Source organism: Limimaricola cinnabarinus (genome assembly GCF_002723615.1).
Classification (GTDB): domain Bacteria; phylum Pseudomonadota; class Alphaproteobacteria; order Rhodobacterales; family Rhodobacteraceae; genus Limimaricola; species Limimaricola cinnabarinus_B.
The window spans coordinates 163029-189525 of sequence record NZ_KZ304954.1 but is presented as its reverse complement, the minus strand read 5'-3'; the positions used below and the strand labels follow the sequence as shown (position 1 = coordinate 189525).

Below are 26497 nucleotides of genomic sequence, written 5' to 3'. Positions count from 1 at the left end.
GGCGCTCATGCCAGCCCCAGAAGATCGGGCATCGCCTCGAGAAGCGCCCGCGCCCCCATGCCGACGCCGCCCTTGGGGCGCGCCGGGGCGGGCCTCGGGTTCCAGCCATAGATATCGAAATGCGCGTAGCGCGTGCCCTCGGCAAAGCGGCGCAGGAACAGCGCCGCGGTGACCGAGCCCGCCATGCCGCCCGAGGGCGCGTTGTCGAGATCGGCGATGCCGGGCTCGATCAGGGGCTCGTAGGGGTCGTGAAACGGCATCCGCCAGACCGGGTCGGCCACCCGCGCCGCCGCCCGCGCGATCGCGGCCGCGTCTTCGTCGGCATCGGTGTAGAAGGGCGCGAGATCGGGGCCGACCGCGACCCGCGCGGCACCCGTCAGCGTCGCCATGGAGATCATCAGATCGGGGCTTTCCTCCGCCCCCAGCGCCAGCGCGTCGGCGAGCACCAGCCGCCCCTCGGCGTCGGTGTTGTTGTTCTCGACCGTGAGCCCCTTGCGCGAGGCGAGGATGTCGCCGGGGCGGAAGGCATCGGCGGAGACCGAGTTCTCCACCGCCGGGATCAGCACGCGCAGCCGGATCTTCAGCCCCAGCGCCATGATCATCCGCGCCAGCCCCAGCACCGTGGCCGCGCCGCCCATGTCCTTTTTCATCAGCGCCATCGAGCCGCCGGGCTTGAGGTTGAGCCCGCCGGTGTCGAAGCACACGCCCTTGCCGACCAGCGTCAGCGTGGGGCCCTGATCGCCCCAGCGCATGTCGATCAGCCGCGGCGCGCGGTCGGGCGCGGCGGCGCGGCCCACGGTGTGGATCAGCGGCAGGTTGCCCGCCAGCAGATCCTCGCCCCGCGTCACCGCCATGCGCGCGCCGAACTCTTCGGCAAGCCCGGCGGCGGCGGCTTCGAGATCGGCGGGGCCCATGTCGGAGGCCGGGGTATTGATCAGGTCGCGGGTCAGCGCCTCGCCCGCCGCGATGGCGCGGATGCGCTCGGCATCGATGCCTTCGGGGGCCACCAGCCGGGCCTTGGGCGCGAATTGCTCGGCATAGCGGTCGAAGCGGTAGCTCTCCAGCAGCCAGCCCAGCGCCGTCTCGGCGGCGAGGGCGGGGTCGGTGGCGGGGTCGAGCGCATATGTTCCCTCGGGCAGCTTCGACGCGGCGGATGCCGCGATGAAGCGCCCCCGCCTGCGGGCCGTCTCGTCGCCAAGGCCGACCAGCGCGCCCCAGAGCCCGCCCTTGGCGTCGGGCAGCGCCAGCACGGCGCCCGCCCCCGCCTTGAAGCCCTGCGCCCGCGCCCAGCCCCGGGCGACCTCGGGCAGCGCCTCGAGCGCGGCGTCGAGCGTCTCTGGCGCAACGAGCCGCAGCGGCAGGGCATCGGCATCGCCGGTGGCGAAATCGCGGTGGGGCATGGCGCGGCTCCTTGGGGGCGGTGTGTCGGGGCGGTGTATGGGGGGCGAGACTAGCCCACTGCACCGCCGCCGCAACCGGGATCGCGCGTCAGCCCGAGCGGCGCAGCGCGCTCAGCGCCCCGGCGCCGCAGCGCCGAGCCGTGCCACCGTGGCGCCCAATGCGGCGGCATCGCCCCGCGCCGCGCACTCCTCGACGCTGGCCGCGACCCGCGCCATCTCCGACAGGCCAAGCCGCAGGGCGAGGCGGCGCAGCCCCCGCGCATCGGCGCGCAGCCTGCCGAAGGCGCAGGCCGCGAGATGCGCCTCGAGCCGCATCATCCGGGTGCGCAATTCGACCGAGGGTGGCGGGCCGCGCCGGGCCCCGCCGCCAAGCGCGGCCAGCAATCGGGCGCGCAGCAGCGCCTGTGGCGAAGGCTCGGGCAGCGGCATCAGCGGCACGAGCGCATGCGGGGCGGGGCGTGTGTCAGGACAGCTCATGCCCCGATCCTAGGCAGCCATCCGTTCCGAAATCGTTGCGCGCGGGGCGAGATATGTCTCGAATCTCATTGCAATTGCGCTTATTCGCGACATGACGACGCATGGAGACCGACATGACCATCGCCAGACCCCTCCCCGACTACCTCGTGAAGCGTTATCATGGCTGGAAGGCGACCGCCTATTCCGAGAACAGCGCCTGGTTTCGCAAGCTGGCCGATGAGGGCCAGCACCCGCGCGCCATGGTCATCTCCTGCTGCGACAGCCGGGTGCATGTAACCGCGATCTTCGGCGCCGATCCGGGCGAGTTCTTCCTGCATCGCAACATCGCCAACCTCGTGCCGCCCTATGCCCCCGACGGCAACCAGCACGGCACCTCGGCGGCGATCGAATACGCGGTGACCGCGCTCAAGGTGCCGCATCTGATCGTGATCGGCCATTCGAGCTGCGGCGGCGTGAAGGGCTGCTACGACATGTGCGAGGGCAAGGCCCCCGCGCTCGACGAGAAGACCAGCTTCGTGGGCCGCTGGATGGACCTCTTGCGCCCCGGCCATGCCCGCCTGCCCGAAGGCACGGAGGCCGAGCGCGTGGCCGCGCTCGAAAAGGAGGGCGTGCTGGTCTCGCTCGAGAACCTGATGACCTTTCCCTTCGTGAAGGAAGCGGTCGAGAGCGGCAAGCTCACCCTGCACGGGCTGTGGACCGATATCGGCGCGGGCGGGCTCGAAAGCTACGACCCCGAGCGCGGCGCCTTCGTCCCGCTCTGATCCTTGCGCCGCGTGGCCTTGAACACCGGCTGCGCGGCGAAGATCACCAGCATGATCCGCACGAGGTGCAGGACGGAGACATAGGCCACGTCCTGCCCCATGGCGAGCGCGAGCAGGCTCATCTCGGTGAGCCCGCCCGGCGAATAGCCCAGGAAACTCAGGGACAGCGGCAGGCCGGTGATCGCGGTGAGCAGCGCGGCGAACCCCACCGCCACCGCGATCATCGCCACCGAGGACAGCGCGCCCAGCGACAGGTCGCGCCCGATCTGCCTGGCACTCACCCCGATGAAGCGGCAGCCGATCACCGTGCCGATCACCACCTGCGCGATCACGATGAGAAAGCCCGGCGGCGCCACGGTGACGAGCCCTGCGAGATGCAGCGCGCCGCTGAGCGCCATCGGCCCGGTGATCTGCGGCGCGGGCAGGCGCAAGGCCCGGCCCAGCGGCACGCCGGCGATGGCCGCACCCGCCAGAAGCGCCCAGTCGAGCGGCGTGAGCGCCGAGGCGGCGGTGCCGCGCGCCACCTCGGTCGAGCTGACGTCGAGCGCGTAGCCGTAAAACAGCACCACGAAGAGGATGACGAGCAGCACCCGCGCCGCATGGGCCAGCGCGATGCGCTTTTCGTTGCCGCCCGCGGCACCGCCGAGGATCAGCATGTCGTTGAGCCCGCCCGGCATGGCCGAGAAGAAGGCGGTGACCGGATCGTAGCGCCCCACCCGGCGGTAGATCGCGTAGGAGACGAAGGCCGTCACGCCGAGGAACGGCAGAAGCAGCGCGAAGCTCGTGGCATATCGCCCGGCGGCGTCGAACATCTCGGGCGTCATGGCCGAGCCGAGCATCACCCCGATCACCGGGATCACCAGCGGCCGCAGCCGGTCCGGCCCGCGAATGGGCAGCGACAGGATCGCCGCCAGCGTGTTGCCGATCATCGGACCCAGCATCCAGGGCAGCGGCATGCCCGCCAGCGCCGCGAGCCAGCCCGAGACCGCGCCGATGGCCAGGGCGAGCACGGCGCGGCGGCCCGGCACGAGGCCGCGCAGATACATGACGACATCATCCATACCGCCTGCTTAGCGGTCCGCCGGGCCAAGGTGTAGGGGGGTCAGCCGCCCATCTGCCGCTGCCGCTCGGCATAGCGGGCGCGGTCGGCGTCCGAGCGCGTCTCGATGCAGCCGGGGCAGGAGATGCCCTCGACATAGGCCGGATCGCGCGTGGCCTCGGGCGAGACCGGCATCCGGCAGGCCCGGCACAGCAGGTGGGAGCCGGGGGCGAGCCCGTGGCCCACCGCGACGCGCTCGTCGAAGACGAAGCATTCGCCGCGCCACAGGCTCTCTTCGGGCGGCACCTCCTCGAGGTATTTCAGCACGCCGCCCTTGAGGTGATAGACCTCCTCGACGCCCTGCGCCTTGAGAAAGGAGGTCGATTTCTCGCAGCGGATGCCGCCCGTGCAGAACATGGCGATGCGCTTGCCGGCGAGCGCTTCGCGGTTGGCCTCCCACCAGTCGGGAAACTCGCGGAAGCTCCGCGTGCCCGGATCGACCGCGCCCTCGAAGCTGCCGACCGCGACCTCGTAGCCATTGCGCGTGTCGATCACCGCGACGTCGGGTGCCGCGATCAGCGCGTTCCATTCGGCGGGATCGACATGAGCACCGACCTGCCCCAGCGGGTCGACGCCGGGCTGGCCCATGGTGACGATCTCGCGCTTGAGCCGGATCTTGAGACGGCGGAAGGGCGCGGTCTCGGCGGCGCTTTCCTTCCATTCGAGCCCTTCGAAGCCCGGCCAGCCGCGCAGTTGCGCGACGAGATCGAGGATCGCGGCGCGCTCGGGCGCGGCGACGGTGCCGTTGATCCCCTCATGGGCGAGGATCAGCGTGCCGAGCAGCCCGCGCGCGGCGCAGAATTCGAGCAGCGCCTCGCGGCGCGCGGGGGCGTCGGGCAGCGGGGCGAAATGATAGAGGGCGGCGACGGTGAACATGGCGCGAGGGCTTAGGCCCGCGCGCGGCGCGGCGCAAGGCCGGGCCGCTCACACCAGCTTCAGCCCCGCCCCCTCGACCATCCGCCCGATCCGCGCCGCCGGGTAGCCCGCCGCGCGCAGCTCGGCCAGCAGCTCCCCGGCCCGGTCGGGCTCCACGGCGGCAAGGAGCCCGCCCGCGGTCTGCGGGTCGAACATCAGATCGGCCCGCGCGCCGCCCGCTCCCATGATCACCGCGCCTGCGCCCGACATGTTGTCGGCGAAAAGCGTGGAGCGGATGCCGGCCTCGGCCAGCTCCAGCGCGCCCTCCATCAGCGGCACATCCGCGACCCGCAGCTCCGCGCCGCAGCCCGAGGCCTCGCAGATCCCCGAGAGGTGCCCGGCAAGGCCGAAGCCGGTCACGTCGGTCATCGCCTGCGCGCGCTTCAGGATCTCGGAGGCGCGCGCCTGCCCCTGCACCATCGTCTCCCAGGCCCGCGCCACTGCCCGGCCCGGTGCGGCGCGCGCCATCTCGGCGGCGAGGATCGTGCCCGAGCCGATCGGCTTGGTCAGGATCAGCACGGCACCGGGGCGCGCGCCCGCCAGCGTCACCGGCTCGTTCTCGCAAAGGCCGGTGACGGTGAAGCCCACCGTCAGCTCCGAGCCGAGCGAGCTGTGCCCGCCGAGGATATGCGCCCCCGCGGCGTCCATCACCTTGCGCGCCGCCGCCATGATCTCGGCCATGCTGCGGCGCTGCATCTCGGCGCTCATGCGCGGCAGGATTAGGCTGACCGTCGCGGCCTGCGGTTTCGCGCCCATCGCCCAGACATCGCCCAGCGCGTGGATCGCCGCGATCCGGGTCATCAGCTGCGGGTCCTCGACAAAGGCGCGCAGGTGGTCGGTCGAGATCACCTGCCGCGCCCCGCCGGTGAGGATCAGCCCGGCATCGTCGCCCGGCAGCGGCCGCACGTCGGCGCGGGTGCGCGCGGGCAGCCCCGCCAGCACCTCGCGCAGCGCGCCGCGCCCGACCTTGGCGCCGCAACCGCCGCACATCGGCTTGTCGCCCAGCGCCTCGACCACGCCCTCGGCCACCGGATGGGGCAGCTTCGGCGCGGCCATCTCGGGCAGGTCCGAGAGCTTCTTCATGAACTTGCGGTCGATCCGGTCCTTCCAGGCCCAGAGCGTCGGGTGGGCCACGGCGCGGCCCCATTTCTCGGCCATGGCCGACTTGCCGCCCAGCGAGACGAGCTTGAGATAGTCCCCTTGCGGGCGGTAATCGCGCATGGCCCCGCCCGAAAGCGCGGCGCGCAGATTGTTGAACAGCACCGGCGCCTGCCGCACCGCGTAGACCCCGGCCTTGGGGCGCGGATCATGGGTCATATGCGCGCAATCGCCCGCCGCGAAGACGCGCGCCGCGCTGCTTTGCAGGGTCGGTCCGACATCGACGAAGCCATCGGTGAGCGACAGCCCCGTCTGCGCGAGCCAGCCCTGCGGCCGCGCCCCCGCCGCGCCGATGGTGAAGTTCGAGGCCATCTCGCGCCCGTCATCGAGGCATACCCGGTCGGCCTCGATGCGCGCCGCCTCGGCCCCCTCGATCACCGTGACGCCCAGTTCGCTCATCCGGTTGCGCACGAGGCGGCGCGCGCCGTCGCTGGCCTCGGGCAGAAGCCGGTCGCGCTCGATCACCGTCACGCGCGCGCCGCGATGGCGCAGCCCATGCGCCGCCGCCATGGCAAGCTCCGCCCCCGCGATGCCGCCGCCGATCACCGCGACATGAGCCCGGCCCTCGCCCGCGCGAAAACCTTCCCAGGCGCGCGCGAGCCGCCCCAGCGGCTTGGCCGGGACGCCATGCGCGGCAAAACCCTCGACCTGCGGCATCCGGCTGGTCACGCCGATGTCGAGCGAGGCCACGTCGAAGCCGATCCGCCGATCGCCCACCACCACCTCGCGCGCCGAAAGATCGAGCCCCTCGGCCCGGCCGATCACCAGCCGCGCCCCGGCGAAGCGCGCCAGCCGGACGAGATCGATCTGCGGGGCGTCGGCGTCGTAATGCCCGGCGATATAGCCCGGCAGCATGCCCGAATAGGCGGTGAGCGGGCCGGGATCGACCAGCGTCAGCCGCACGCCGGGCAGCGGGTCCATGCCCCAGCGGCGCAGCAGCAGCGCATGGGTATGACCGCCGCCGATCAGCACGAGGTCTCGGGTCAGGGGGAGGAGAGGCATCATGCGCGGCGCTCTACCCCGCCGCGCCGGGCCATGCCAGAGCGGCGCATGGTCACGGCACCAGCCAGCTGCCCTGCCAGCCCTCCTCGCGCTCGTATCGCGCACGGCGGTGGATCTCGCCGACATGCAGAAGCTCGACCCGCAGCACCCGCGCGCGCAGCACCGCGAAACGCGCGGGGCGCGGGTTGGGATGCCAGGCATCGGCGGCGGCGATGGGGGTGCCGGGCGGCGGCACCGCGCCATATTGCGCGCGCGCGGGCTCGGGCACCTCCTCCCAGAGCCCCTTCTCCTCATCATGCGGCAACCGCACGACATGGGCGCGCATGCGGATCTGCAGGCTCGCCTCCGCGTCCCAGACATGGATCGCGGCGCGCGGCCCGTCGGTGAGCTGCAGCACCTTGGCCGCGTCGGCATCCGAATGGATGTCGAGCGTCCAGTCCCGCGCGTCGAAGCCCCTGAGCACCATGGTCCGGGCCGAGGGCCAGCCCTGCGCGTCGCGGGTGGCCAGCACCGGCAGGCGGGCGGCGGCGTCGCGGTCGCCCAGACCGGCGGTGATGCGCTCGCGCGCGAGGCCGAGAAGCCCCGCCAGCGTCGTGATGTCACTCATAGCCCGTCATCTCCAGATACCCTTCGCCCACATGACTCCCCGAAACCGTCACCGGCCCCTCCCAATAGGGCGGCGACAGCGCGTTCCAGGCGCCCGCGTTCAGCGCCTCCACCTCGACCGCGACGCCCTCCTGCGGCAGCCGCACCGCCCAGCGCACCGGCACCTCGATCCCGTCGAGATCGACCGTCTCCAGCGGTTCGGCCTCGAAGGCTTCGACATAGGGGGTCAGCGCCCCGTCCGGCGCGATCCAGCTGGCATAACTGTAACCCGCCGCCTCCGCCTCGCGAAGCTGAAACCCCATGAGCTTGGCGCCGCTCTCGAAAGACAGCGAAAACCAGTCCCAGCCGGTCTGTCGGTCCGACAGCGGCTGAGAGGACCATTCATGGTCGAACCAGGCGCTGCCGCTCACCTCGACCGGCCCTTCGGGCAGGTGCAGCGTGCCCCGGGCCGTGAAGAAAGGCTGCGAATAATAGTGACTCGCCTGCCCCTCGGCCGATTTGACCGAGAACCCCGCCTCGCCATGCCGCACCAACGGCCCCTGCGCGTCGAGCGTCACCTCGTAGGAGAATTCCGGGCCCGAGGCCGAGAGGGTGAGATCGTCAAAATCCGGCCCCGCCATGCGCCAATCGTCGATCCAGGCCTCGAAGGGCGCGGGTTCGACCCCGGCCTGCCCGATGCCGCCGCGCGCGAGGCGCTGGGTATAGTGGTGCGTCTCGGCGGAGGTGACCGCCGCATGGCCGAGCCAGAGCTGCGGGCTGTCCCAGCCTCGGGTGTCGCGCGGCGCGAGGGCGGAGCGGAACAGCGTCCATTGCAGCCCGTAGGGGGTGCCGTCGGGGGTTTCGAGATTGGCGGTGACGTACCACCATTCGATCCGGAACGCGGGATGCGCGCCGTGATCGGCGGGAAAGGACAGCGCGCGGCCCCGCTCGGGCAGGGCAAAGCCCTCCGCCGCGCCGCCCAGCCCGGCAAAGCCCTGCGCCTGCGCGGCGGCGGGCAGGCACAGCAGAAGCAGGATCCTAGCGTTCACTGGCAAACACCCCCAGGAGCACGGCCGGCGGCGTGCGCGCCAGCCGGATGGCGGGCCAAAGCGCCGCGGCCGCGGCGGCCAGAAGCGCGAAAAGCCCCAGCCAGCCATAGGCCGCCGGGAAGACGAACATCGGCAGCCGCCAGCCAAAGGCCGCGACATTGACGACCGAGAGCAGCACCCAGGCCAGCGCCAGCCCCAAGGGCAGCGCCAGAAGCGCGGTCAGCGCCGCCAGCAGCACCGCGCGCGCCATCTCCAGCGCGGCGAGGCGGCGGCGGGTCAGCCCCAGCGCCCAGACCGGCGCGAGCTGCGGCAGCCGCAACGCCGCCAGCGTCAGCAGCGACATCAGGATCGCAAAGCCCGCGACGGCCAGCGTCAGCACGTTGAGCGCCGCCGTGACCGCGAAGGTGCGCTCGAAGACCTGCAGCGAGAACCGCTTGAGCGCCGCCTGATCGGTGATCGCGCCGGGCGGCAGGCCCCGGCCCTCAAGCGCCGCGCGGATCTCGGGCACGCGGTCGGGATCGAGGCGCAGGCCGAAGCGGCGCGGCACGATCCCGGGATGCAGTTCGGCGAACAGCGCCTCGGTCACGATCACCTGCCCCACCGGGTTGCCGTAATCGCCATAGATGCCCAGCACCGGCAGCGTGGTGTCGGGGCCGAGGCGGAGCGGATCGCCAAGTCCCAGCCCCGCGCGGCGGGCGAGCTGCTCGTTGATCAGCGCGCCCTCGCGCGCCGCCAGCCGCTGCCATGGCCGCTCGACCGATTGCAGGAAGCGCCAGTTCTCGGGATAGGTCGGATCGGGCCGCGCGAGGTTCATCTCGGCGGGCTGACCGGCGATCTCGGTCTCGACCGAGGCCAATGGCAGCACCGAGCGGACCCTCGGCGCGAGGAATGCGGCGATGGCGCGGGCCTCCGCGTCATCGGCGGTCTCGACATAAAGCTCGGGCGCAAGGCGCTGGTCGAGAAAGCCGGTGAAGGTCTGGCGGAACGAGCCCACCATGGTCGAGACGCCGATATTCGCCGCCATCGCCAGCAAGAGCGCCATCAGCGCCAGCGACAGCCCCGGCAGCTGCTGGCGCGTGTCGGCCCAGAACCATTGCGCGAGCGCGCCGCGCGCCAGCCGCGCCGCGCCCGCCAGCACCGCGCCCAGCACCAGAGGCAAAGCCAGCGCAGCGGCCACCAGCCCCGCGCCCAGAAGCGCGAAGCCCGCCACCAGCCCCTCGCCCCACAGCGCCAGCCCGGTGGCCAGAGCGAAGAGCGCCAGCGCCGCCGCCCCCTGCCAGAGCGCGCCGCGCGCCTCGGCCATGGCCCAGGCGCGCCGCCCGCCCGCCGCCAGAAGCGGCATGGTCGCGATGCGCCACAGCGCCGCCCCGGCGGCGAGCCCGGTTCCGGCCAGCGCCAGACCGAGACCAGAGAGCCACCATGAGGGGCGCAGCGTCAGCCCGCCCGCCACCTCCGCCCCGTAGAGCCCGCGCAGCGTCGCCGCCACGTCCGGCAGCAGCTGTGAGGCCAGAAGCCAGCCCAAGCCCACGCCGAGGCTGCCCGCGATCAGCGCCAGCGCCGCCATCTCGGCCAGCATCAGCCCCACCAGCCGGCCCAAGGGCACGCCCAGCGCCCGCATGGTGCGCAGCACCGGGCGGCGCTGCTCGAAGGCGAGGCCCACCGCGCCATGCACGATGAAGATGCCGACGGCGAAGCACAGAAGGCCGAAGGCCGTGAGGTTGAGATGGAAGCTGTCGGTCAGCCGCCCGACCTCGGAGCCCGCCTGCGGGGCGCGCAGGCTGAGACCGGGGGCGACCTCCTCCAGCGCGGGGCGGCCTTGCGGCTGCTCGGGGTCCACCAGCAGCGCGTCGATCCCCTCCCGGTCGAGCAGCCGCAGCGCCACCGAGATGTCGGTGATCACCGTGTTCGGCGCGACCTCGGGCGCCACCACCGGCACGGCGTCGATTTCGGGCAGCATCTCCAGCGCCTCCGCCCGGCCGAAGACCTGCCCGCCGCCGGTCAGGAAGGCCGAGATGTCGGCCCCTTCGGATACCGGCGCGATTTCGCCCGGGGCGGTCAAGGGGTCGATCCCGACCAGCCGCAGCGGCCCGAGCCGCCCCTGCACCACCGGGCTGACCTGCCAGCCCGCCCGGCGCAGCGCGACGTAGCGCGCGCGCGGGATCTCCCCGCCCGCCGCCGCCTCGATCCGGGCAAAGCGCCCCTCGCCCAGCGTCGCGGCCGCGGCGTCGTAGCTGGCGCGCGCCTCGGCATTGATCGCCTGCACCCCCGACCACAGCCCCGTCGCCAGCGCCAGCCCCGCGATCAGCGTGAAAAGCTGCAACGGCGCGCGGCGCCAATGCGACAGCAGCGCGAGAAGCACGGCCCGGTTCACGCGATGCGCCCCGCCCGCAGATGCAGCCGCCGCCCCATCCGCGCCGCGTGATGGGCCGAATGGGTCACCATCAGAAGCGCCGCGCCCGTCTCGGCCACAAGCTCGAGCATCGCGCCCAGCACCGCTTCGGCGGTGGCCTCGTCGAGATTGCCGGTCGGCTCGTCGGCCAGAACGAGGCGCGGCCGCGCGGCAAGCGCGCGGGCGATGGCGGTGCGCTGCTGCTGGCCGCCCGAGAGCTGCTCGGGATATTTCGACAGATGCGCGGCCAGCCCCAGCCGCTCGGCCAGATCCTGCGCCAAGGCGGCATCGTGCCGCCCGGCGAGCCGCGCCTGAAAGGCGATGTTGGCGGCGATGTCGAGCGAGGGGATGAGGTTGAACTGCTGGAACACCACCCCCACCGTGCCGCGCCGGAGCGCCGCCCGGCCCCGGTCATCGAGCGCGGTGACATCCTCGCCTGCGACGGTGATGCGCCCGGAATCGGGCCGATCAAGCCCGCCCACGAGATGCAGCAGCGTCGATTTGCCCGAGCCGCTCTCGCCCGTCAGCGCGAGGCTTTCGCCCGCGCCGAGCGCGAGATCGACGCCGCGCAGCACCGGCACCGGCCCCTCGGCGCCGGTGAAGCTTTTCTTGATGTCGCGCAGTTCGAGCAGCATGCTGGCCTAGCTAGGCCGATCGGGGCGGCGGGAAACAGCGGCGATGCCGCGAGCGCCGCTTCCCGCCCGGAAGGCGGGGCGGGAGGCCCTTGTGATGAGGCGGCCGCCGGGCCAGATCCACATGGATGCCCCCGCAAAGGGGGGCGAAACGACGAGGATGCAGACCGAATTGACCCCGGATCGAAGCTTGCGACAGCGCCTGCGCGCGGATCTCGCCCCCTCCCATGAACGGCTCGACCGGTTCTTTTCGGATCTCGATGTATCGTCCCGGCCCGGGCTGAGCCTGTTTCTGCGGGCGCACCGCGCCGCCTTCGCGGCGATCCGTCCCGCGCCGGGCGGGCGCACGGGCCGGCCCCTGCTCGACCGGATGATCGCGGCGATCGACGCGGATCTCGCCCGGCTCGACGCCCCGGCCCCGCCGCGGCTGCCGCCGCTGGTGCTGCATCGCCCCGGCGCGCAGGACTACGTGCTGCTCGGCTCGCGGCTGGGCAGCCAGCTGTTGCGCCGCAGGTGGCAGGCCGCGACCGATCCTTGCCTGCGGGCGGCTGGGGCCTACCTGTCGCTGCCGCCGCTCACCGATCAGTGGCGCGGCTTTTGCGACGAGGCCGGGGCGCGCCCGGCCCGGGGCGCGGAGGCGGATGCCGATCTGGCCGAGGCCGGACGGCTGTTTGAACTCTTCCTGTCGGCGGGCCATGCGGCCCGGCGCAGCGCCCCTGCCCTTACTCCCGCCCCCGCCCCCCAAAACGAACGGATAGCCTGAATGCCCGAGACCGCGCCCGTCGAGACGGTGGAACTGAGCAATTGCGATCGCGAGCAGATCCAGTTTCTCGGCCATGTGCAGCCCTATGGCTGCCTGATCGCCGTGGGCGAAGACTGGAGCGTCGGGCATGTCTCGGCCAATATCGGCGAGATGCTCGGGCTCGATGTCGAGGCCACGATCGGCGCGCGCTTTCCCGAACTGTTCCCGCGCGAGGTGGTGCATTACCTGCGCGGCCGGATCCAGATGCTGGGTCAGGACACCGGGGCGGCGCGGATCTACGGGCTCGACCTGTTCGAGGACGGGCGGCTGTTCGATCTTTCGGTGCACATGTCGGGGCCGGGCTACCTGTTCGAGTTCGAGCCCAAATCGACGCGGGCGATGCATGACGAGATGTCGCTGGTGCAGCCGCTGCTGGCGCGGGTGCGCCGCCGCCGCGAGATCCCCGCCATGGCGCGCGAGGCGGCGCGCGCGATGCGGGCGATGACCGGCTTCGACCGGGTCATGATCTACCAGTTCCAGCCCGATGACAGCGGCCGGGTGATCGCCGAGGCCGCCGCGCCGGGCATGACGCCGTTTCTCGACCTGCGCTTTCCGGCCAGCGACATCCCCCGGCAGGCGCGCGCGCTCTACCTGCGCAACCCGATCCGGCTGATCAAGGACGTGGATGCGGAGCCGCAGCCGATCCTGCCGCCGCAGACCCCGGAGGGCGCGCCGCTCGACCTGTCGCTTTCGGTGACGCGGGCGGTCTCGCCCATCCATCTCGAATATCTGCGCAACATGGGCGTGGCCGCCTCGATGTCGGTCTCGATCCTGCGCGAGGGCAAGCTGTGGGGGCTGATCGCCTGCCACAACAACACGCCGCATTACATCGATTACGAAAAGCGTTCGGCGGTGGAGCTGTTCACCCAGCTCTTCGCCTACGAGATCGCCGCCGTCGAGACCGAGACCGAGCGCCGCCAGACCCTGCAGGCGCGCCAGCTGCATGCCGGGCTGGTCGAGCAGATGGCCGACCCCGTCGCCATCTCGCGCAATTTCGACGCCATCGCCCAAGCGATCGGCGAGGTGATCCCCTTCGACGGCATCGCCATCTGGATCGGCGACCGCTTCCACGCCCAGGGCTCGACCCCCACCTATGAGGAGTTCATGGGGCTCTTGCGCCACCTGCACGGCGTGGCGGCGGGGCGGGTGCACGAAACCGACCGGCTGATCGACAGCTACCCCGAGGCCGACGGCTTCGTCGAGCGCGCGGCGGGGCTGCTCTCCTTGCCGATCAGCCGCGGCCCGCGCGACTACATCGTGCTGTTTCGCCGCGAACAGGTGCAGCAGGTGACCTGGGCGGGCGATCCCAACAAGCCCGCGCAGCCGGGGCCGAACGGGCTCAGGCTCACCCCGCGCAAGAGCTTTGCCGCCTGGACCGAGACGGTGCGCAACCAGAGCGTGCCATGGAGCGACAGCGAGATCGCCGCCGCCGAGACGATCCGCATCACGCTGCTCGAAGTGGTGCTCAAGATCGCCGATGATTCGATCGCCGAGCGCAAGCGGGCGCAGGAACGACAGGAGCTGCTGATCGCCGAGCTGAACCACCGGGTGCGCAACATCCTCAACCTCGTGCGCGGCCTGGTGTCGCAAAGCGGCTCCAACGTCACCTCGGTCGAGGATTACGGCCGCATCCTCGACGGGCGCATCGACGCGCTGGCGCGGGCGCATGACCAGCTGACCGGCACGGAATGGCAGGCCGCCTCGCTGCGCGAGCTGATCGAGACGGAGGCGACCGCCTTCGTCGCCACCGGGGCCGACCGGGTGCGCATCAAAGGCGCGGATGTGCTGCTCTCGCCCGAGGCCTTCTCGACCCTCGCGCTGGTGATGCACGAGATGGTCACCAACGCCGCGAAATACGGCGCGCTCAAGCAGCCGCATGGGCGGGTGGAGGTGATGCTGTCGCGGCACGAAGACGGCGCGCTCGGGATCGAATGGCGCGAGCGCGGCGGTGCGGCGGTGAAGGCGCCCAAGGGGCGCGGCTTCGGCACCACCGTGATCGAGCGCGCGATCCCCTTCGAGCTGGGCGGGGCGGCGGAGCTGCGCTTCGCGCTGGCCGGGACGGAGGCCAGCTTCAAGGTGCCGGCCCGCTTCGTGACGAGCGCGCCCGAACGGGCCGCGCCCGCCGCCGGGGCGACCGAGCGGGCCGCGCCCGAAGAGCTGCCGATCCGGCTCTCCGGGCGGGCGCTGATCGTCGAGGACAACATGATCATCGCCATGGATGGCGCCGACATCCTGACCGAGTTGGGCTGCGACGACGTGGCCACGGCGAGCGGCGTGGGCGAGGCGTTGCGGCTGATCGAGGACGGGGCCTTCGACATCGCCCTGCTCGACGTCAATCTCGGTCACGAGACCTCGGTCCCGGTGGCCGAGGCGCTGCAGGCGCGCGGCGTGCCGTTCCTTCTGGCGACGGGCTATGGCGAGACGGCCGGGATATCCGAGGCCTATCCCGGCGCGGTCATCCTGAAGAAGCCCTTCACCAAGCGCACGGTGCAGGCGAGCTTCGCGGCGCTGCTGCGCGAGGGGGCGGCGGGCTGACCGCGCCCGGCGGGGGCTGGGCGAACCGGTCTGGACCTCGCAGCGAAGCCGGGGCAGTCTGCCGCCGGTATCACCCGAGGGAGACGAGGCATGATCGGATCGAAGGCGCGCGGCATGGCCGGGCTTGCGGCATTGGCGGTGCTGGCGGCCTGCGAAGGCAGGCTCGTGCCCCCGCCGGCGGACCAGACGGTGCCGATGGGCTTTTCCGAATGCCTGTCGCGGATCGACGAGACCGCCGCGCGGATCGGCCAGACGCCCGCGGTGCTGGCCGAGACCTCCGACAGCCGGATCGTGCGCTTTCGCGACGAGGGCGATTTCGTCACCGTCTCCTGCGACGCCACCGCTGCGCGGATGGTGGTGCAGACGCGCCCCGCCCCGGTCGAGACCGCCCCGGTCTTCTGATCGCATCACCTGCCCCGTAGGAGACCCCGGATGACCGACCCGCGCGACGAGATCGAGATCCCGGCCTGGGAGGGCGACCGGCTGGTGCCGGTCGACAAGATCGAGGTGCATCGGCGCGGGTTGCGGCACCCGGCGATCAGCGTCTTCGTGAACTGGAACGGGCGCACGCTGCTCCAGCAGCGCGCGGCGGGCAAGTATCACACGCCGGGGCTGTGGACCAACAGCTGCTGCACCCATCCGCGCTGGGGCGAGGCCGCGCAGGACTGCGCAAGCCGCCGCCTGGGCGAGGAGCTGGGGCTGCGGGGGCTGCCGCTGCGGCCCTTGGGGCAGATCGAATACCGCGCCCCGGTGGGCACGGAGCTGATCGAGCACGAGCTGGTCGAGGTCTTCGTGGCCGAGCTTGCGGAGGAACCCCGCCCCGCCCCCGATCCGGCCGAGGTCCAGCGCACCGCCTGGATGACGTTCGAGGCGCTGCGCGCCGATGTCGCGGCGCGGCCCGAACGCTACACGCCCTGGCTTGCGATCTATCTCGCCGAGCACCGCCTCGCGCTGTGAGCGCGGCTCAATCGCCCCTCTCGGCCTGCTGCCGGGAGGCGAGGGTTTCGAGATAGGCATAGATGTCGGCGGCGGCCTGCGGATCGCGGACCCGGAAGGCCATCTTGCCGCGCGCGCGCCGGTCGTCGAGCGCCGCGCGCAGCCAGGCGGTCGGGTCCTGCACATAGGCCGTGAAGCGCTCTTCGGTCCAGGTGACGCCCCGCTCGCGCATCCGGTCCATCGCATCGCCGTAGCGGAAATCCTCGACCGATCCGATCACCCGGCCTTCGATGCCATGCAGGTTGGGGCCGGTGCGCGCGTTGCGCCCGGCCAGAACCTCGCCCTCCGGTGTGCGTACCACGTGGCAGGAGACGCATTGCCGGCCGAACTGCCGTTCGCCCTCGGCCGCGTCCTGCGCCTGCGCCGGGATCGTCCAGAGCCCCAGCCCCGCCATCACCGCCATGCTTCGCGCCAGCCAATTCATCGAGATCCCCCTGAACCCGTAAGCGACCGATGCTCCGATCATCCTAGCAGATATATGGCCGGAGCGGGGCATCCAATCCCCGTCCCGACACGTCATCGTGTCGGAACGGGGCGATTTTCGCCTTGCAAAACCGGGACTCAGCCCTGCGCGATCAACCCCTCCATCACCTGATCGAGCGTCGCGGGCAGGCGGCGCACCCGCACGCCGCAAGCGTTCTCGATGGCATTGACCACCGCCGCGCCCGCGCCGCAGATCGACAGCTCGCCGATGCCCTTGGCCTGAAGCGGGTTGGCCCAGTCGTCGCGCTCCTCGATGAAATGCACGCCGAGCTGCGGCACGTCGAGATTCACCGGCAGGTGGTATTCGGCCAGATCGCGGTTGACCATGTGGCCGTCGCGCGGATCGTGCTCCAGCGCCTCGGTCAGCGCGAGGCCGATGCCCCAGATCATGCCGCCATGGCATTGCGAGCGCGCGGTCTTGAGATTGAGGATGCGGCCCGCGGCGAAGGTGCCGTCCATGCGGCGCACCCGCGTCTCGCCGGTCACGTCGCTCACCGCCACCTCGGCGAAGATCGCGCCCCATGTCGCCTGCCGCACCTCCCGCCCGGCGCGGCCGGGCTTGAGGTGGCCCAGCGCGCGCCATTCCTCATCGCCCAACACCTCCGCCAGAGGCGTCTGGCGGTTCTCATGGGTCGCCACCCCGTCCTTCAGCGTCAGCTCGGTCTCCTTGACGCCGATCTTCGCCGCCAGCCGCTCGCGCAGCTCCATGCAGGCGAGATAGACGGCGGTGGAGGTCGAAGCCGCGCCGAAGCTGCCGCCGGAGCCCGAGGCGGGCGGCAGGTCGGTGTCGCCCAGCACCGTCTCGACCTGCGCGGGCGCGAAGCCCAGCATCTCGGCCGCGACCTGCGTCAGGATCGCGTAGGAGCCGGTGCCGATGTCGGTCATGTCGCATTCGACCCGCGCGCCGGTGCCGGTCAGCACCACCCGCGCATGCGCCTCGATCATCATGTTGACCCGCACCGCGCCCGCCATGCCGGTGCCGATCCACCATTCGCCCTCGCGCCGCTGGCGCGGCTGGCTGTGCTGCCAGCCAAAGCGCCTCGCCCCCTCGCGCAGCGTCGCCTCCATGGTCGAGGAGGAAAACGGCTTGCCGTTCTCGGGGTGCTTGTCGGGCACGTTCCTGAGCCGGAACTCCAGCGGGTCGATGCCCGCGGATTTGGCCAGTTCGTCCACCGCGATCTCGAAGGCGGTGACGCCCACCGCCTCGCCCGGCGCGCGCACCGATCCGGCGGCGGAGCGGCGGATGCGGGCGATGTTGTGGCCCACGACCCGGTTGGGGGCCGCGTATTGGAAATGCGTGCCCTGCGCCACCGGCTCGGAAAACACCTCACCCGGAAGCTGGCTCACGAGGTTCTCGTGCCCGATCCCGGTCAGCTTGCCATCCGCGTCGCAGGCGAGCCGGATGCGCTGCTTCGTCTCCGAGCGGCGCGTGACCGTCTCGAACACCTGCCGACGGTGCAGCACCACCCGCACGGGCCGGCCCAGCGCCTGCGCGGCCAGCGCCGCGGCCACCGCCTCGGGCGCAAGGCCGAGCTTGGAGCCGAAGCCGCCGCCGACATAGGGCGACAGGATGCGCACCTTGTCGGGCGCAACGCCCAGCACGTCGGCAAGCTCATTCTTGTTGAAGCGCAAGAGCTGGTAGGAGCCGCGCAGCGTCACCCGGCCCTCATCGTCCCACTGGGCGATCGAGGCATGCGGCTCCATCGCGGCGCTCGACATCGAGGGCGTGTGGTAATCATGGTCGATCGAGAAGGCGGCTTGGGCCATGGCGCTGTCGAGATCGCCCTGCGAGACCTGCTTCTTTTCCGGCGTGTCGATCTCGGCCCCTTCGGCCTCGGCGTCGAAGACATGGGTGCCGTCGGGCTCGATCGTCACCATCATCGCCTGCGCGGCGTGGCGCGCCTGCTCGAATGTCTCGGCCACGACGCAGGCCACGGGCTGGCCGACATACCAGGACTGCCCCTGCTTTTGCACCGGGGATTGTCCGGCCATGCCCTGCGCCGCGTTGCGGATCATCCGCTCGTCCTCGAGCACATGCAGCACGCCGGGCATGGCGCGGATGGCCTCGGCGTTCGAGCCGGTGATCCGCCCGATCGTGGCGGCGCGCACGAGATAGCCATGGGCCATGCCCTCGGGGCGACTCTCGGCAGCATAGGTGGCGCGGCCCGAGACCTTGAGCGGGCCTTCGGGACGGTCCATGTCGGTGCCGAGCACGCCCTGGGCCATGCCGTCGAGGCGGCGGTCATGGTCGGGGGTGTCGTGCTTCAGCTGGCGCGTGGTTTCCAAACTCATGCTGCGGCCTCCGTCGCCTGGCTCAGGACGGCGGCGAGGGTGCGCCGCGTCAGGGGGATCTTGAAATCATTGCCGCCATGGCCCCTGGCCTCGGCGAGCAGGATGTCGGCGGCGCGGTCGAACAGCGCGGGCGACGGGGCCTCTCCGACGAGCGCCTTTTCCACCTTTGCATCGCGCCACGGCATCGGGCCCAAGCCCCCGAAGGCGAGCTGCGCCTTGGCGATCCGGCCATTCTCGACCTCCACCACCGCGGCGACGGAGACGAGCGCGAAGGCATAGGAGGAGCGATCGCGCACCTTGCGGTAGATCTGCCGGCCACCGGCAGGCGCGGGCAGGATCACGGCGGTGATCAGCTCGCCCGGCGCCAGCACCGTCTCGATATGCGGCGTGTCGGCCGGGAGGCGGTAGAACGCATCGAGCGCGATCTCGCGCGTGCCGTCCTGCCCCTCGACCTCGACCCGCGCGCCCAAGGCCCGCATGGCGACGGCCATGTCCGAGGGATGGGTGGCGATGCAATGCTCCGAGGTGCCCAGGATCGCAAGGATGCGGTTCGTGCCGCCCATCGCGGCGCAGCCCGATCCCGGCTCGCGCTTGTTGCAGGGCTCGCCCCGGTCGTAGAAGTAATAGCAGCGCGTGCGCTGCAGCAGGTTGCCGCCCGTGGTCGCCTTGTTCCTGAGCTGGCCGCTCGCGCCCGCCAGCAGCGCCCGGCTCAGCACCGGCCAGCCGCGGCGCACGCGCGCATCGGCGGCGAGGTCGGAATTGGTGACCAGCGCGCCGATCCTAAGCCCGCCATCCTGCGTCTCCTCGATCCCGCCGAGATCGAGCCGGGTGATGTCGACGATCCGCTCGGGCGCCATCACCTCCAGCTTCATAAGATCGAGAAGATTGGTGCCCCCGGCGATGAAGCGCGTCTCCTGCCCCGCCCCTTCGCGGACCGCCTGCGCCGTGTCGCCCGCGCGGATGTAATCGAAGGCCCTCATGCCCCTGCCTCCTCTTTCGCGACCTGCCGGATCGCATCGACGATGCCCGGGTAGCAGGAGCAGCGGCACAGATTGCCGCTCATCCGCTCGGAGATCTCCTCGATCGAGGCCTCGACCTGCGCCTCCAGATCCTCGGTGACATTGCTGGGCCAGCCCTTCTCGATCTCGCCCAGCATGGCGGTGGCCGAGCAGATCTGCCCCGGGGTGCAGTAGCCGCATTGATAGCCGTCATGCTCGACGAAGGCGCGCTGCAGCGGCGAAAGATCGTCCGGCGCGCCCAGCCCCTCGACGGTGGTGATCTCGTCGCCCTCATGCATGCAGGCCAGCGTCAGGCAGGAATTGATGCGCCGCCCCTCGACGATGACGGTGCAGGCGCCGCACTGGCCGTGATCGCAGCCCTTCTTGGAGCCAGTGAGGCCGAGGTGATCGCGCAGCGCGTCGAGCAGCGAGGTGCGCGGATCGAGGTCGAGCGCATGGCGCTCGCCATTGACGTCGAGTTGGAGTTGCATCGGGGGGATCCTTCGGACGCTCGGACAATCCCGGCTCAACCGACGCCGGCAAGCCGGGGTTCCCCCGCCCGCCTCACCCTTCCGGCGTCACCGCGCCGCGCCACAGGCCCGGGTCCTCGATGAGAAAGCCGCTCTCATGCAGCCGCAGCCGCGCATCCCGGCCCAGCGCCGGGATCGCGTGATCCATGCCCTCCCGGACACGGGCGAAGCTGTGCCCCAGCGGCTCCAGCCGCCCGCCATCCGTGGCGCGCAGCCGCGCGGTCTTGATTTCGAAAGGGCGCGCCTGCGGCAGGTCGAGCCGGTTCAGCGGCACCAGCATCCAGGCCGGGGTGAAGCCGAGATCGAGATCGGTGCCGGGCACCGGTGCCTGCCCCTCGATCGCGAAGCCCTCCTCCTGCCGGACGATCCGGCAGGCGATGGGCCGCGCGCCGTGCAGCCCGGTCACATCCGCCGAAAGGCAGCGCCAACCCGCATCGCAGCGCAGCGCGTAATCGAGCGCCGCCGTCTCGCCCGCCTCGTCCCAGCGCGCATGGCCGACGATCAGCCAGCCCTCGTCGAGCCGGGCAAGGCGGCAGCGATCGGTGCCGTCGCGGTCGAGCCTGTGCCAGATCACGCTGGCGACGGTGGTGCCGGTCATCGCGGAACTCTCCTGCTGGGGTTGCAGGATGTTGGCACGGGCTTCGCCATGCTGTCCACGATCGCGCGGCGTCTGCGCGGTCTGGTCAGGCCTCGTCGGCCGCCTCTTCGAACACCCGCAGGAAGGCCGCGCCGAAGCGTTCGGCATGGCGCGCGCCCAGAAGCCGCTCCATGTCGGCCATGTCGCGCGGATGCGCGGAGGCGACCCGCGCCAGCTCCTTGGCCGAGCAGCTCATCGGCTTGTCATGCCCGTCCGGCCCGCGCAGCAGCTCGGCCTGCGCCGCCATCAGCCGGTCATAGAGCGAGCCCGCGCCGCGGGTGGCGAGCTTGCGCCGCGCCGGGTGGACCTCCTCTGCCTCGCCGGTGATCACGGCAAGAAAGGCGCGCCCGTAGCTTTCGAGCTTCTTGGCCCCGACGCCGCCGATCCGGGCCATCTCATCGAGCGTGGCGGGCTTTCTTTCGGCCATCTCGATCAGGGTGCGGTCGGTGAAGATGATATAGGCGGGCAGGCTCGCCGCCTCGGCCAGCGCGCGCCGCTTGGCCTTGAGCGCGGAAAGCAGCGGAGCGTCCTCTTCTGACACCATCTCGCGCACCTTCGGGCCGGAGCGTGCGGATTTGATCGTGTCCTTGCGCAGCGTGATGCTCTCCTCGCCACGCAGGATCGGCCTTGCCGCCTCGGTCATCCTGAGCGCGCCATGGCGCTCGGGGTCGGGGCGCATCAGGTCGCGGCCCATGATCTGCCGGAAGATCGCCTGCCACTGCGCCTTGGAGTGCCCCTTGCCGACGCCGAAGGTCGGCAGGTCCTCATGGCCGCGCTGGCGTACCTTCTCGGTGGCGTTGCCCATGACGATGTCGATCAGGTGGCCCGCGCCGAAACGTTCGTCGGTCCTGAGCGCGGCGGAGAGCGCCATGCGCACCGGCTGGGTCGCATCGAAGATCTCGGGCGGCTTGTCGCACAGGTCGCAATGGCCGCAGGCGGCCTCGGGCGCTTCGCCGAAATAGCCCAAGAGCACCCGGCGGCGGCAATCGAGCGCCTCGGCCAGACCCAGAAGCGCGTTGAGCCTCCCGTGATCGGCGGCGCGGCGCTCGGGCGGGGCGAGCCCCTCGTCGATCTGCTGGCGGCGGTAGCGGATGTCGTCGGGGCCATAGAGGGTCAGCGTCTCCGACGGCGCGCCGTCGCGGCCCGCGCGGCCGATCTCCTGGTAATAGGCCTCGATGGATTTGGGCAGGTCGGCATGCGCGACCCAGCGGATATCGGGCTTGTCGATGCCCATGCCGAAGGCGACGGTGGCGGCGACGATGAGCCCGTCTTCCTGCTGAAAGCGCGTCTCGGCCTCGCGCCGGTCGCCCGCCTCCATGCCGCCGTGATAGTGCAGCGCCGAATGTCCCGCCTCGCGCAGCGCGGCGGCCAGCGCCTCGGTCTTGGCGCGGGTGCCGCAATAGACGATGCCGGACTGGCCGCGCCGCCGGTCGGCGAAATCGAGGATCTGCCGTCGCGGGCTGTCCTTGACGGCGAATGCGAGGTGGATGTTGGGCCGGTCGAAGCCGCGCAGGAAGGTCTCGGGCTGTTGGCCTTCGAACAGCTTCTGGACGATCTCCTCGCGCGTTTCGGCGTCGGCGGTGGCGGTGAAGGCCGCGAGCGGCACGCCGAGCTGGCGCTTGAGATCGCCGATGCGCAGGTAATCGGGCCGGAAATCATGCCCCCACTGGCTGACGCAATGCGCCTCGTCCACGGCGATGAGCGAGGCGCCCGCGCGCTGCAGGAGCGGCACGGTCGCCCCCGAGGCGAGCCGCTCCGGCGCCATGTAAAGGAGCTTAAGCCGTCCCTCGCGGAGCGCGGCCAGCACCGCGTCGGTCTCCTCGGGCATGTTGCCCGAGGTCAGCGCGCCCGCCTCGACGCCCGCCTCGCGCAGGCCGCGCACCTGGTCGCGCATCAGCGCGATCAGCGGCGAGATCACCACCGTCACGCCCTCGCGCACCAGCGCGGGCAGCTGGTAGCACAGCGATTTGCCGCCCCCCGTGGGCATGATCGCCAGCACGTCGTGCCCCGCCGCCACGGCATCGACGATTTCCTCCTGCCCGGGGCGGAAGGCGTCAAAGCCGAAGACATCGCGCAGATGGGTCGCTGGGCTCATCGGGGTCTCGCTTCGGATGGGTCAGCGCCGTGCCCCGGAGGGCGCGGCGCGGGTGTGCTTCGGTCCTGCCATGGGCGGCATCCCGGCGCGGAGGCCGGGGCCGCGCCTCAGTAGAACGCGGCGGCGTTGTTTCTCAGGATGATCTCGAGCGCGTAGATGCCCACGAGCACCACCAGCGGCGCGAGGTCGAGCCCGCCCATCTGCGGCAGGATGCGGCGCACCGGCGCGTAGAGCGGCTCCAAAAGGCGGGTCAGACCGTCCCAGATCTGCGCCACCAGCGGCTGGCGCAGGTTCAGCACCTGGAAGCTGATCAGCCAGCTCATGATGAAATGCGCGAAGATGAAGAAGGTCGCGATGTCGAGGATGAGCATCAGGATCTGGAAGAGCGAGGTCATGGGGCGGTCCGTCCGGGGCTTCTTTGGGTCGCATGACAGGTAAGGAGCCAGACCCCCAAGAGCAATCCCGAAGGCCCGCCTTGCGACCATGGGTGCTTTCGCGTCACCCGTTGACGCGCCCGTCACCCTCGCGCAACTTGCGCGGCAATCCTCGCCCTCGGAGTTCTCGATGTATCCCTTCATCCGCATGTTCTGGCAGTTCAGGCGCCACCGCAAGGACGCCCCCCTGCCCATCACCGGCACGCATGAGAGCCGGCATGTCGTGATGCCCTGGGATCTCGACTTCTGGAACGAGCTGAACAACGGCCGGACGCTGACGCTGTTCGACCTTGGCCGGATGCCGCTGTCGCAGCGGATCGGCGTGATCGGCGGGCTGCGTCGGAACGGCTGGGGCATGGCGGTGGCGGGCGTTTCGGTGCGCTATCGCCGCCGGGTGCAGGGCTTTGCCCGGCTGACCATGCGCAGCCGCGCCATTTGCTGGGACGACCGCTATGTCTATACCGAGCAGGGCATGTTTCGCGCCGACGGCGAATGCACCAGCCACGCGCTGGTGCGGCTCGCCATCACCGACCGCAAGAAGGGCGGCGTGGTGAACCCGGCGCGGCTGATGGAGGCGCTGGGGCAGAACCCGGCCTCGCCCCCCATGCCCGACTGGATCGCCGATTGGGTCCGGGCCGAGGCCGAGCGCCCCTGGCCACCCATGGCGGATGCGAGCGCGGAGGCGATGGCGGCGGAATAGGGTCGTCTGCCGCCCGCGCGCCTTCGACCCGAAGGGGCGCTCCGGGGCCGATGCTTCGCCATGCGTATTTGGAGAAAGATGAACCAGGGGGCGCGCCTTCCCTTTCATCTTTCTTCAAATACGCAAATCCCGAGGCCGATGGCGGGCGCCATCCCCGGCAATGGCGCGCAAGCCGGACGCAGCCGGGCCGAAATCCGCGCCGGGGCGTGGACAGTTCCGCCGCGCCGCTGTCTGATCCGCCCGAACAGGACGGGGATCGGCGATGGCGGGCAGGAAACGGATCTGGGGCTGGATGATCTTCGATCTGGCGCAGCAGCCCTATGCCACGCTCGGCCTGACCTTCATCTTCGGCCCCTATTTCGCCGCCGTGGCCACGGCGCGCTTTGCCCGCGAAGGGCTTTCCCCGGCCGAGGCCGATGCGGCGGCGCAATCGCTGTGGGGCACGGGGCAGACCGTGGCCGGGCTCGTCATCGCCTTTACCGCGCCGGTGCTGGGTGCGCTGGCCGATGCCTCGGGGCGGCGGATGCCGTGGATCGCGGGGTTTTCGGTCATCGCCGTGATCTGCGCCGCGTCGCTTTGGGTGCTGGAGCCCGACGGGGCGATGCTGATCCCGGCGCTGGTGCTGTTCTTCGCGGGCTTCGTCGCCGCCGAATCGGCGACCAACGTCAACAACGCGCTGCTGCCCTCGCTCGCCACCGGGCCGATGATCGGACGGATCTCCGGCTCGGGCGCGGCGTGGGCTATTGGGGCGGGGTGATGTCGCTGATCCTCGTGCTGCTGCTGTTCGCCGAGAACGCGGCGGGCGTGACACTCCTTGGCCACCCGCCCGCGCTCGGGCTCGACCCGGAGATGCGCGAGGGCACGCGGGCCACGGGGCCGATCATCGCGGCGTGGTACGCGGTCTTCATCATCCCCTTCTTCGCCTGGGTGCGCGATGCGGGGCCGGTGGCGCGGGCGCGGGTGACGCCGCGCCTGATCGCCGCCCGGCTGGCCGAAACGCTGCGCGACGTGATGCGCCGCCCGAGCCTTGCCGCCTTTCTCGCGGCTTCGATGCTCTACCGCGACGCGCTCGCCGCGATCTACGCCTTCGGCGGGCTCTATGCCACGCTGGTGCTCGGCTGGTCGGTGATCGAGATCGGCGTGTTCGGCATCATCGGCGCGGTGGCGGCGGCGGTGCTGACATGGGCGGGCGGGCTGGCGGATGCGCGGACAGGCCCCAAGCCGGTGATCCGCGCCTCGGTCTGGGTGCTGATCGCGGTCTCGGTGCTGGTCGTCTCGATGAACCGCGACAGCCTGTTCGGCGTCGCGCTCGCGCCCGGCTCGAAGCTGCCCGACATCCTGTTCTATGTCTGCGGCGCGCTGATCGGCGGCGCGGGCGGCGCGCTCTATGCCGCCTCGCGCAGCCTGATGGTCCGCCATGCCGACCCGGCCCGCGCGACCGAAGCCTTCGGGCTTTTCGCGCTGTCGGGGCGGGCCACCGCCTTTCTCGCGCCGATGGCGATCACCTTCGCCACGTGGATGAGCGGATCGGTGCGCGCCGGGCTGGTCCCGGTGATCGCCCTGTTCGCATTGGCGCTGTTTCTGCTAGGGTGGGTCAACAAGAACGGAGACCGAGCAGCATGATCCGCCCCCTTGCCGCCGCCCTGCTGGGCTTCGGCCTTCTCGCCGCCTGCGACAGCGAGCCGCCCGCGCCGCGCGCCGTCATATCCTCGCAGAACGCGGATGACAGCCGCATCGCCAAGAAGCTCTTCGGCCATGTCCCGACCGGCTCGTCCCAGCGCCCCGAATCGATCGGCTTCTATTCCAAGGGCTGTCAGGCCGGTGCCGTGCAGCTGCCCGAAACCGGGCCGACATGGCAGGCGATGCGCCTGTCGCGCAACCGCAACTGGGCCCAGCCCGAGACGATCGACTTCCTGCAGGACCTGTCGCGCGAAGCCGCGAAGCTGCCCGGCTGGAACGGCATCTATGTGGGCGATCTGAGCCAGCCGCGCGGCGGCCCGATGCTGACCGGCCATGCCAGCCACCAGACCGGCATCGACGCCGACATCTGGCTGCGCCGCACCGACCGGCTCGATCTGAGCCGGGCCGAGCGCGAGGCGATATCCTCGACCAACATGCAGGCCCGCGGCGGCGCCTATGCCAACGACAGCTGGACCCCGCAGCACATGGCGCTCGTGAAGGCCGCGGCCTCGGACCCGCGCACGGCGCGGATCTTCATCTTTCCGGGCGCCAAGGTGGCGATGTGCGACGCCGAGACCGGCAACCGCGACTGGCTCAGGAAGGTCCGCCCCTGGTACGGGCACAACACGCATTTCCACGTGCGGCTGAACTGCCTGCCCGGCGATGCGAGCTGCGAGCCGCAGGAGCCGCCGCCGCCGGGCGATGGCTGCGATCAGGCGCGCGAATGGCAGGCCAACATCCTGAACCCGCCCGCCCCCGACCCGGACGCGCCCCCACCCAAGCCCAAGCGCGAGATCACCATGGCCGACCTGCCCGGCCAATGCGCCTCCGTGTTGGCGAGCGAGTGA

Annotated in this window: 25 protein-coding genes; 9 read left to right on the top strand and 16 right to left on the bottom strand. The window is 71.3% G+C overall.

Annotated features, from left to right (window positions below):
* Window positions 1–5: 5 nt before the first annotated feature.
* On the bottom strand, window positions 6–1400 hold the full coding sequence (locus tag CJ301_RS06675) for a leucyl aminopeptidase family protein (protein WP_099275568.1): 1395 nt from the start codon (window positions 1398–1400) through the stop codon (window positions 6–8).
* A 111-nt stretch (window positions 1401–1511) separates the two neighbouring features.
* On the bottom strand, window positions 1512–1877 hold the full coding sequence (locus CJ301_RS06670) for a hypothetical protein (RefSeq protein WP_099275566.1): 366 nt from the start codon (window positions 1875–1877) through the stop codon (window positions 1512–1514).
* A gap of 113 nt (window positions 1878–1990) precedes the next feature.
* Here CJ301_RS06670 and CJ301_RS06665 point away from each other — a divergent pair, with 113 nt between their 5' ends.
* On the top strand, window positions 1991–2638 hold the full coding sequence (locus tag CJ301_RS06665) for a carbonic anhydrase (RefSeq protein ID WP_099275719.1): 648 nt from the start codon (window positions 1991–1993) through the stop codon (window positions 2636–2638).
* Here CJ301_RS06665 and CJ301_RS06660 read toward each other — a convergent pair.
* Genes CJ301_RS06660 through CJ301_RS06630 form a run of 7 tightly spaced genes read right to left on the bottom strand, consistent with a single transcriptional unit; the run spans window position 2602 to window position 11470 of the window.
* Window positions 2602–3699 (bottom strand): AbrB family transcriptional regulator, encoded by a 1098-nt coding sequence (locus CJ301_RS06660; protein WP_254050089.1) that lies wholly within the window; start codon window positions 3697–3699, stop codon window positions 2602–2604. The genes CJ301_RS06665 and CJ301_RS06660 overlap by 37 nt on opposite strands.
* A gap of 41 nt (window positions 3700–3740) precedes the next feature.
* The gene (gene trhO, locus CJ301_RS06655) at window positions 3741–4613 is read right to left on the bottom strand and encodes an oxygen-dependent tRNA uridine(34) hydroxylase TrhO (protein ID WP_099275562.1); all 873 of its coding nucleotides are present in this window, start codon (window positions 4611–4613) and stop codon (window positions 3741–3743) included.
* Between the two features lie 48 nt (window positions 4614–4661).
* Window positions 4662–6815, bottom strand: coding sequence for a selenide, water dikinase SelD (gene selD / locus CJ301_RS06650; RefSeq protein ID WP_099275560.1), 2154 nt, complete (start codon window positions 6813–6815; stop codon window positions 4662–4664).
* A gap of 49 nt (window positions 6816–6864) precedes the next feature.
* Complete coding sequence (locus CJ301_RS06645) at window positions 6865–7419, bottom strand: pyridoxamine 5'-phosphate oxidase family protein (RefSeq protein ID WP_099275558.1); 555 nt, start codon at window positions 7417–7419, stop codon at window positions 6865–6867.
* Window positions 7412–8446 carry a lipocalin-like domain-containing protein gene (locus tag CJ301_RS06640; RefSeq protein WP_099275556.1) on the bottom strand — a complete coding sequence of 345 codons (1035 nt, stop codon included), beginning with the start codon at window positions 8444–8446 and terminating at the stop codon, window positions 7412–7414. The genes CJ301_RS06645 and CJ301_RS06640 overlap by 8 nt, the downstream gene beginning before the upstream one ends.
* Window positions 8436–10817, bottom strand: a complete 2382-nt coding sequence (locus CJ301_RS06635) for an FtsX-like permease family protein (protein ID WP_099275554.1) — start codon at window positions 10815–10817, stop codon at window positions 8436–8438. Before CJ301_RS06635 ends, CJ301_RS06640 begins: the two co-directional genes overlap by 11 nt.
* Window positions 10814–11470 carry an ABC transporter ATP-binding protein gene (locus CJ301_RS06630; protein WP_099275552.1) on the bottom strand — a complete coding sequence of 219 codons (657 nt, stop codon included), beginning with the start codon at window positions 11468–11470 and terminating at the stop codon, window positions 10814–10816. The genes CJ301_RS06635 and CJ301_RS06630 overlap by 4 nt, the downstream gene beginning before the upstream one ends.
* Before the next feature lie 187 nt (window positions 11471–11657).
* On the opposite strand from CJ301_RS06630, the gene CJ301_RS06625 reads away from it, so the two are divergent.
* The 4 genes from CJ301_RS06625 (at window position 11658) to idi (ending at window position 15761) form a co-directional block, all read left to right on the top strand.
* Complete coding sequence (locus CJ301_RS06625) at window positions 11658–12230, top strand: hypothetical protein (RefSeq protein ID WP_216823252.1); 573 nt, start codon at window positions 11658–11660, stop codon at window positions 12228–12230.
* Entirely contained in the window at window positions 12231–14804 is a 2574-nt protein-coding gene (locus CJ301_RS06620) for an HWE histidine kinase domain-containing protein (protein WP_099275548.1), read from the top strand.
* A 90-nt stretch (window positions 14805–14894) separates the two neighbouring features.
* Window positions 14895–15206: a hypothetical protein gene (locus CJ301_RS06615; protein WP_099275546.1), complete on the top strand. Its 312-nt coding sequence runs from the start codon at window positions 14895–14897 to the stop codon at window positions 15204–15206.
* Window positions 15207–15236: 30 nt separating this feature from the next.
* Window positions 15237–15761: an isopentenyl-diphosphate Delta-isomerase gene (idi, locus tag CJ301_RS06610; protein ID WP_099275544.1), complete on the top strand. Its 525-nt coding sequence runs from the start codon at window positions 15237–15239 to the stop codon at window positions 15759–15761.
* Between the two features lie 7 nt (window positions 15762–15768).
* Here the strand turns inward: idi and CJ301_RS06605 are convergent, their stop codons facing one another.
* The 7 genes from CJ301_RS06605 to CJ301_RS06575 all read right to left on the bottom strand — a co-directional run bounded on the left by CJ301_RS06605 (window position 15769) and on the right by CJ301_RS06575 (window position 23230).
* Window positions 15769–16224: a c-type cytochrome gene (locus tag CJ301_RS06605; RefSeq protein ID WP_099275542.1), complete on the bottom strand. Its 456-nt coding sequence runs from the start codon at window positions 16222–16224 to the stop codon at window positions 15769–15771.
* A 137-nt stretch (window positions 16225–16361) separates the two neighbouring features.
* Entirely contained in the window at window positions 16362–18575 is a 2214-nt protein-coding gene (locus CJ301_RS06600) for a xanthine dehydrogenase family protein molybdopterin-binding subunit (protein WP_099275539.1), read from the bottom strand.
* Entirely contained in the window at window positions 18572–19555 is a 984-nt protein-coding gene (locus CJ301_RS06595; protein WP_099275536.1) for an FAD binding domain-containing protein, read from the bottom strand. Before CJ301_RS06595 ends, CJ301_RS06600 begins: the two co-directional genes overlap by 4 nt.
* Window positions 19552–20064, bottom strand: a complete 513-nt coding sequence (locus CJ301_RS06590; protein WP_099275534.1) for a 2Fe-2S iron-sulfur cluster-binding protein — start codon at window positions 20062–20064, stop codon at window positions 19552–19554. Before CJ301_RS06590 ends, CJ301_RS06595 begins: the two co-directional genes overlap by 4 nt.
* A 73-nt stretch (window positions 20065–20137) precedes the next feature.
* Window positions 20138–20701 (bottom strand): putative glycolipid-binding domain-containing protein, encoded by a 564-nt coding sequence (locus CJ301_RS06585; protein WP_162620440.1) that lies wholly within the window; start codon window positions 20699–20701, stop codon window positions 20138–20140.
* Between the two features lie 85 nt (window positions 20702–20786).
* Window positions 20787–22835, bottom strand: coding sequence for a DNA helicase RecQ (gene recQ / locus CJ301_RS06580; protein ID WP_099275527.1), 2049 nt, complete (start codon window positions 22833–22835; stop codon window positions 20787–20789).
* Window positions 22836–22942: 107 nt separating this feature from the next.
* On the bottom strand, window positions 22943–23230 hold the full coding sequence (locus CJ301_RS06575) for a YggT family protein (protein WP_099275525.1): 288 nt from the start codon (window positions 23228–23230) through the stop codon (window positions 22943–22945).
* Window positions 23231–23399: 169 nt separating this feature from the next.
* Between CJ301_RS06575 and CJ301_RS06570 the strand changes: the two genes are divergently transcribed.
* The 4 genes from CJ301_RS06570 to mepA all read left to right on the top strand — a co-directional run bounded on the left by CJ301_RS06570 (window position 23400) and on the right by mepA (window position 26497).
* Window positions 23400–23969, top strand: a complete 570-nt coding sequence (locus CJ301_RS06570; RefSeq protein ID WP_099275523.1) for an acyl-CoA thioesterase — start codon at window positions 23400–23402, stop codon at window positions 23967–23969.
* Window positions 23970–24231: 262 nt separating this feature from the next.
* Window positions 24232–24726: an MFS transporter gene (locus CJ301_RS19290; RefSeq protein WP_367869638.1), complete on the top strand. Its 495-nt coding sequence runs from the start codon at window positions 24232–24234 to the stop codon at window positions 24724–24726.
* Entirely contained in the window at window positions 24726–25592 is an 867-nt protein-coding gene (locus tag CJ301_RS06565; RefSeq protein ID WP_367869637.1) for an MFS transporter, read from the top strand. Before CJ301_RS19290 ends, CJ301_RS06565 begins: the two co-directional genes overlap by 1 nt.
* Window positions 25589–26497 (top strand): penicillin-insensitive murein endopeptidase, encoded by a 909-nt coding sequence (mepA, locus tag CJ301_RS06560; protein ID WP_099275521.1) that lies wholly within the window; start codon window positions 25589–25591, stop codon window positions 26495–26497. Before CJ301_RS06565 ends, mepA begins: the two co-directional genes overlap by 4 nt.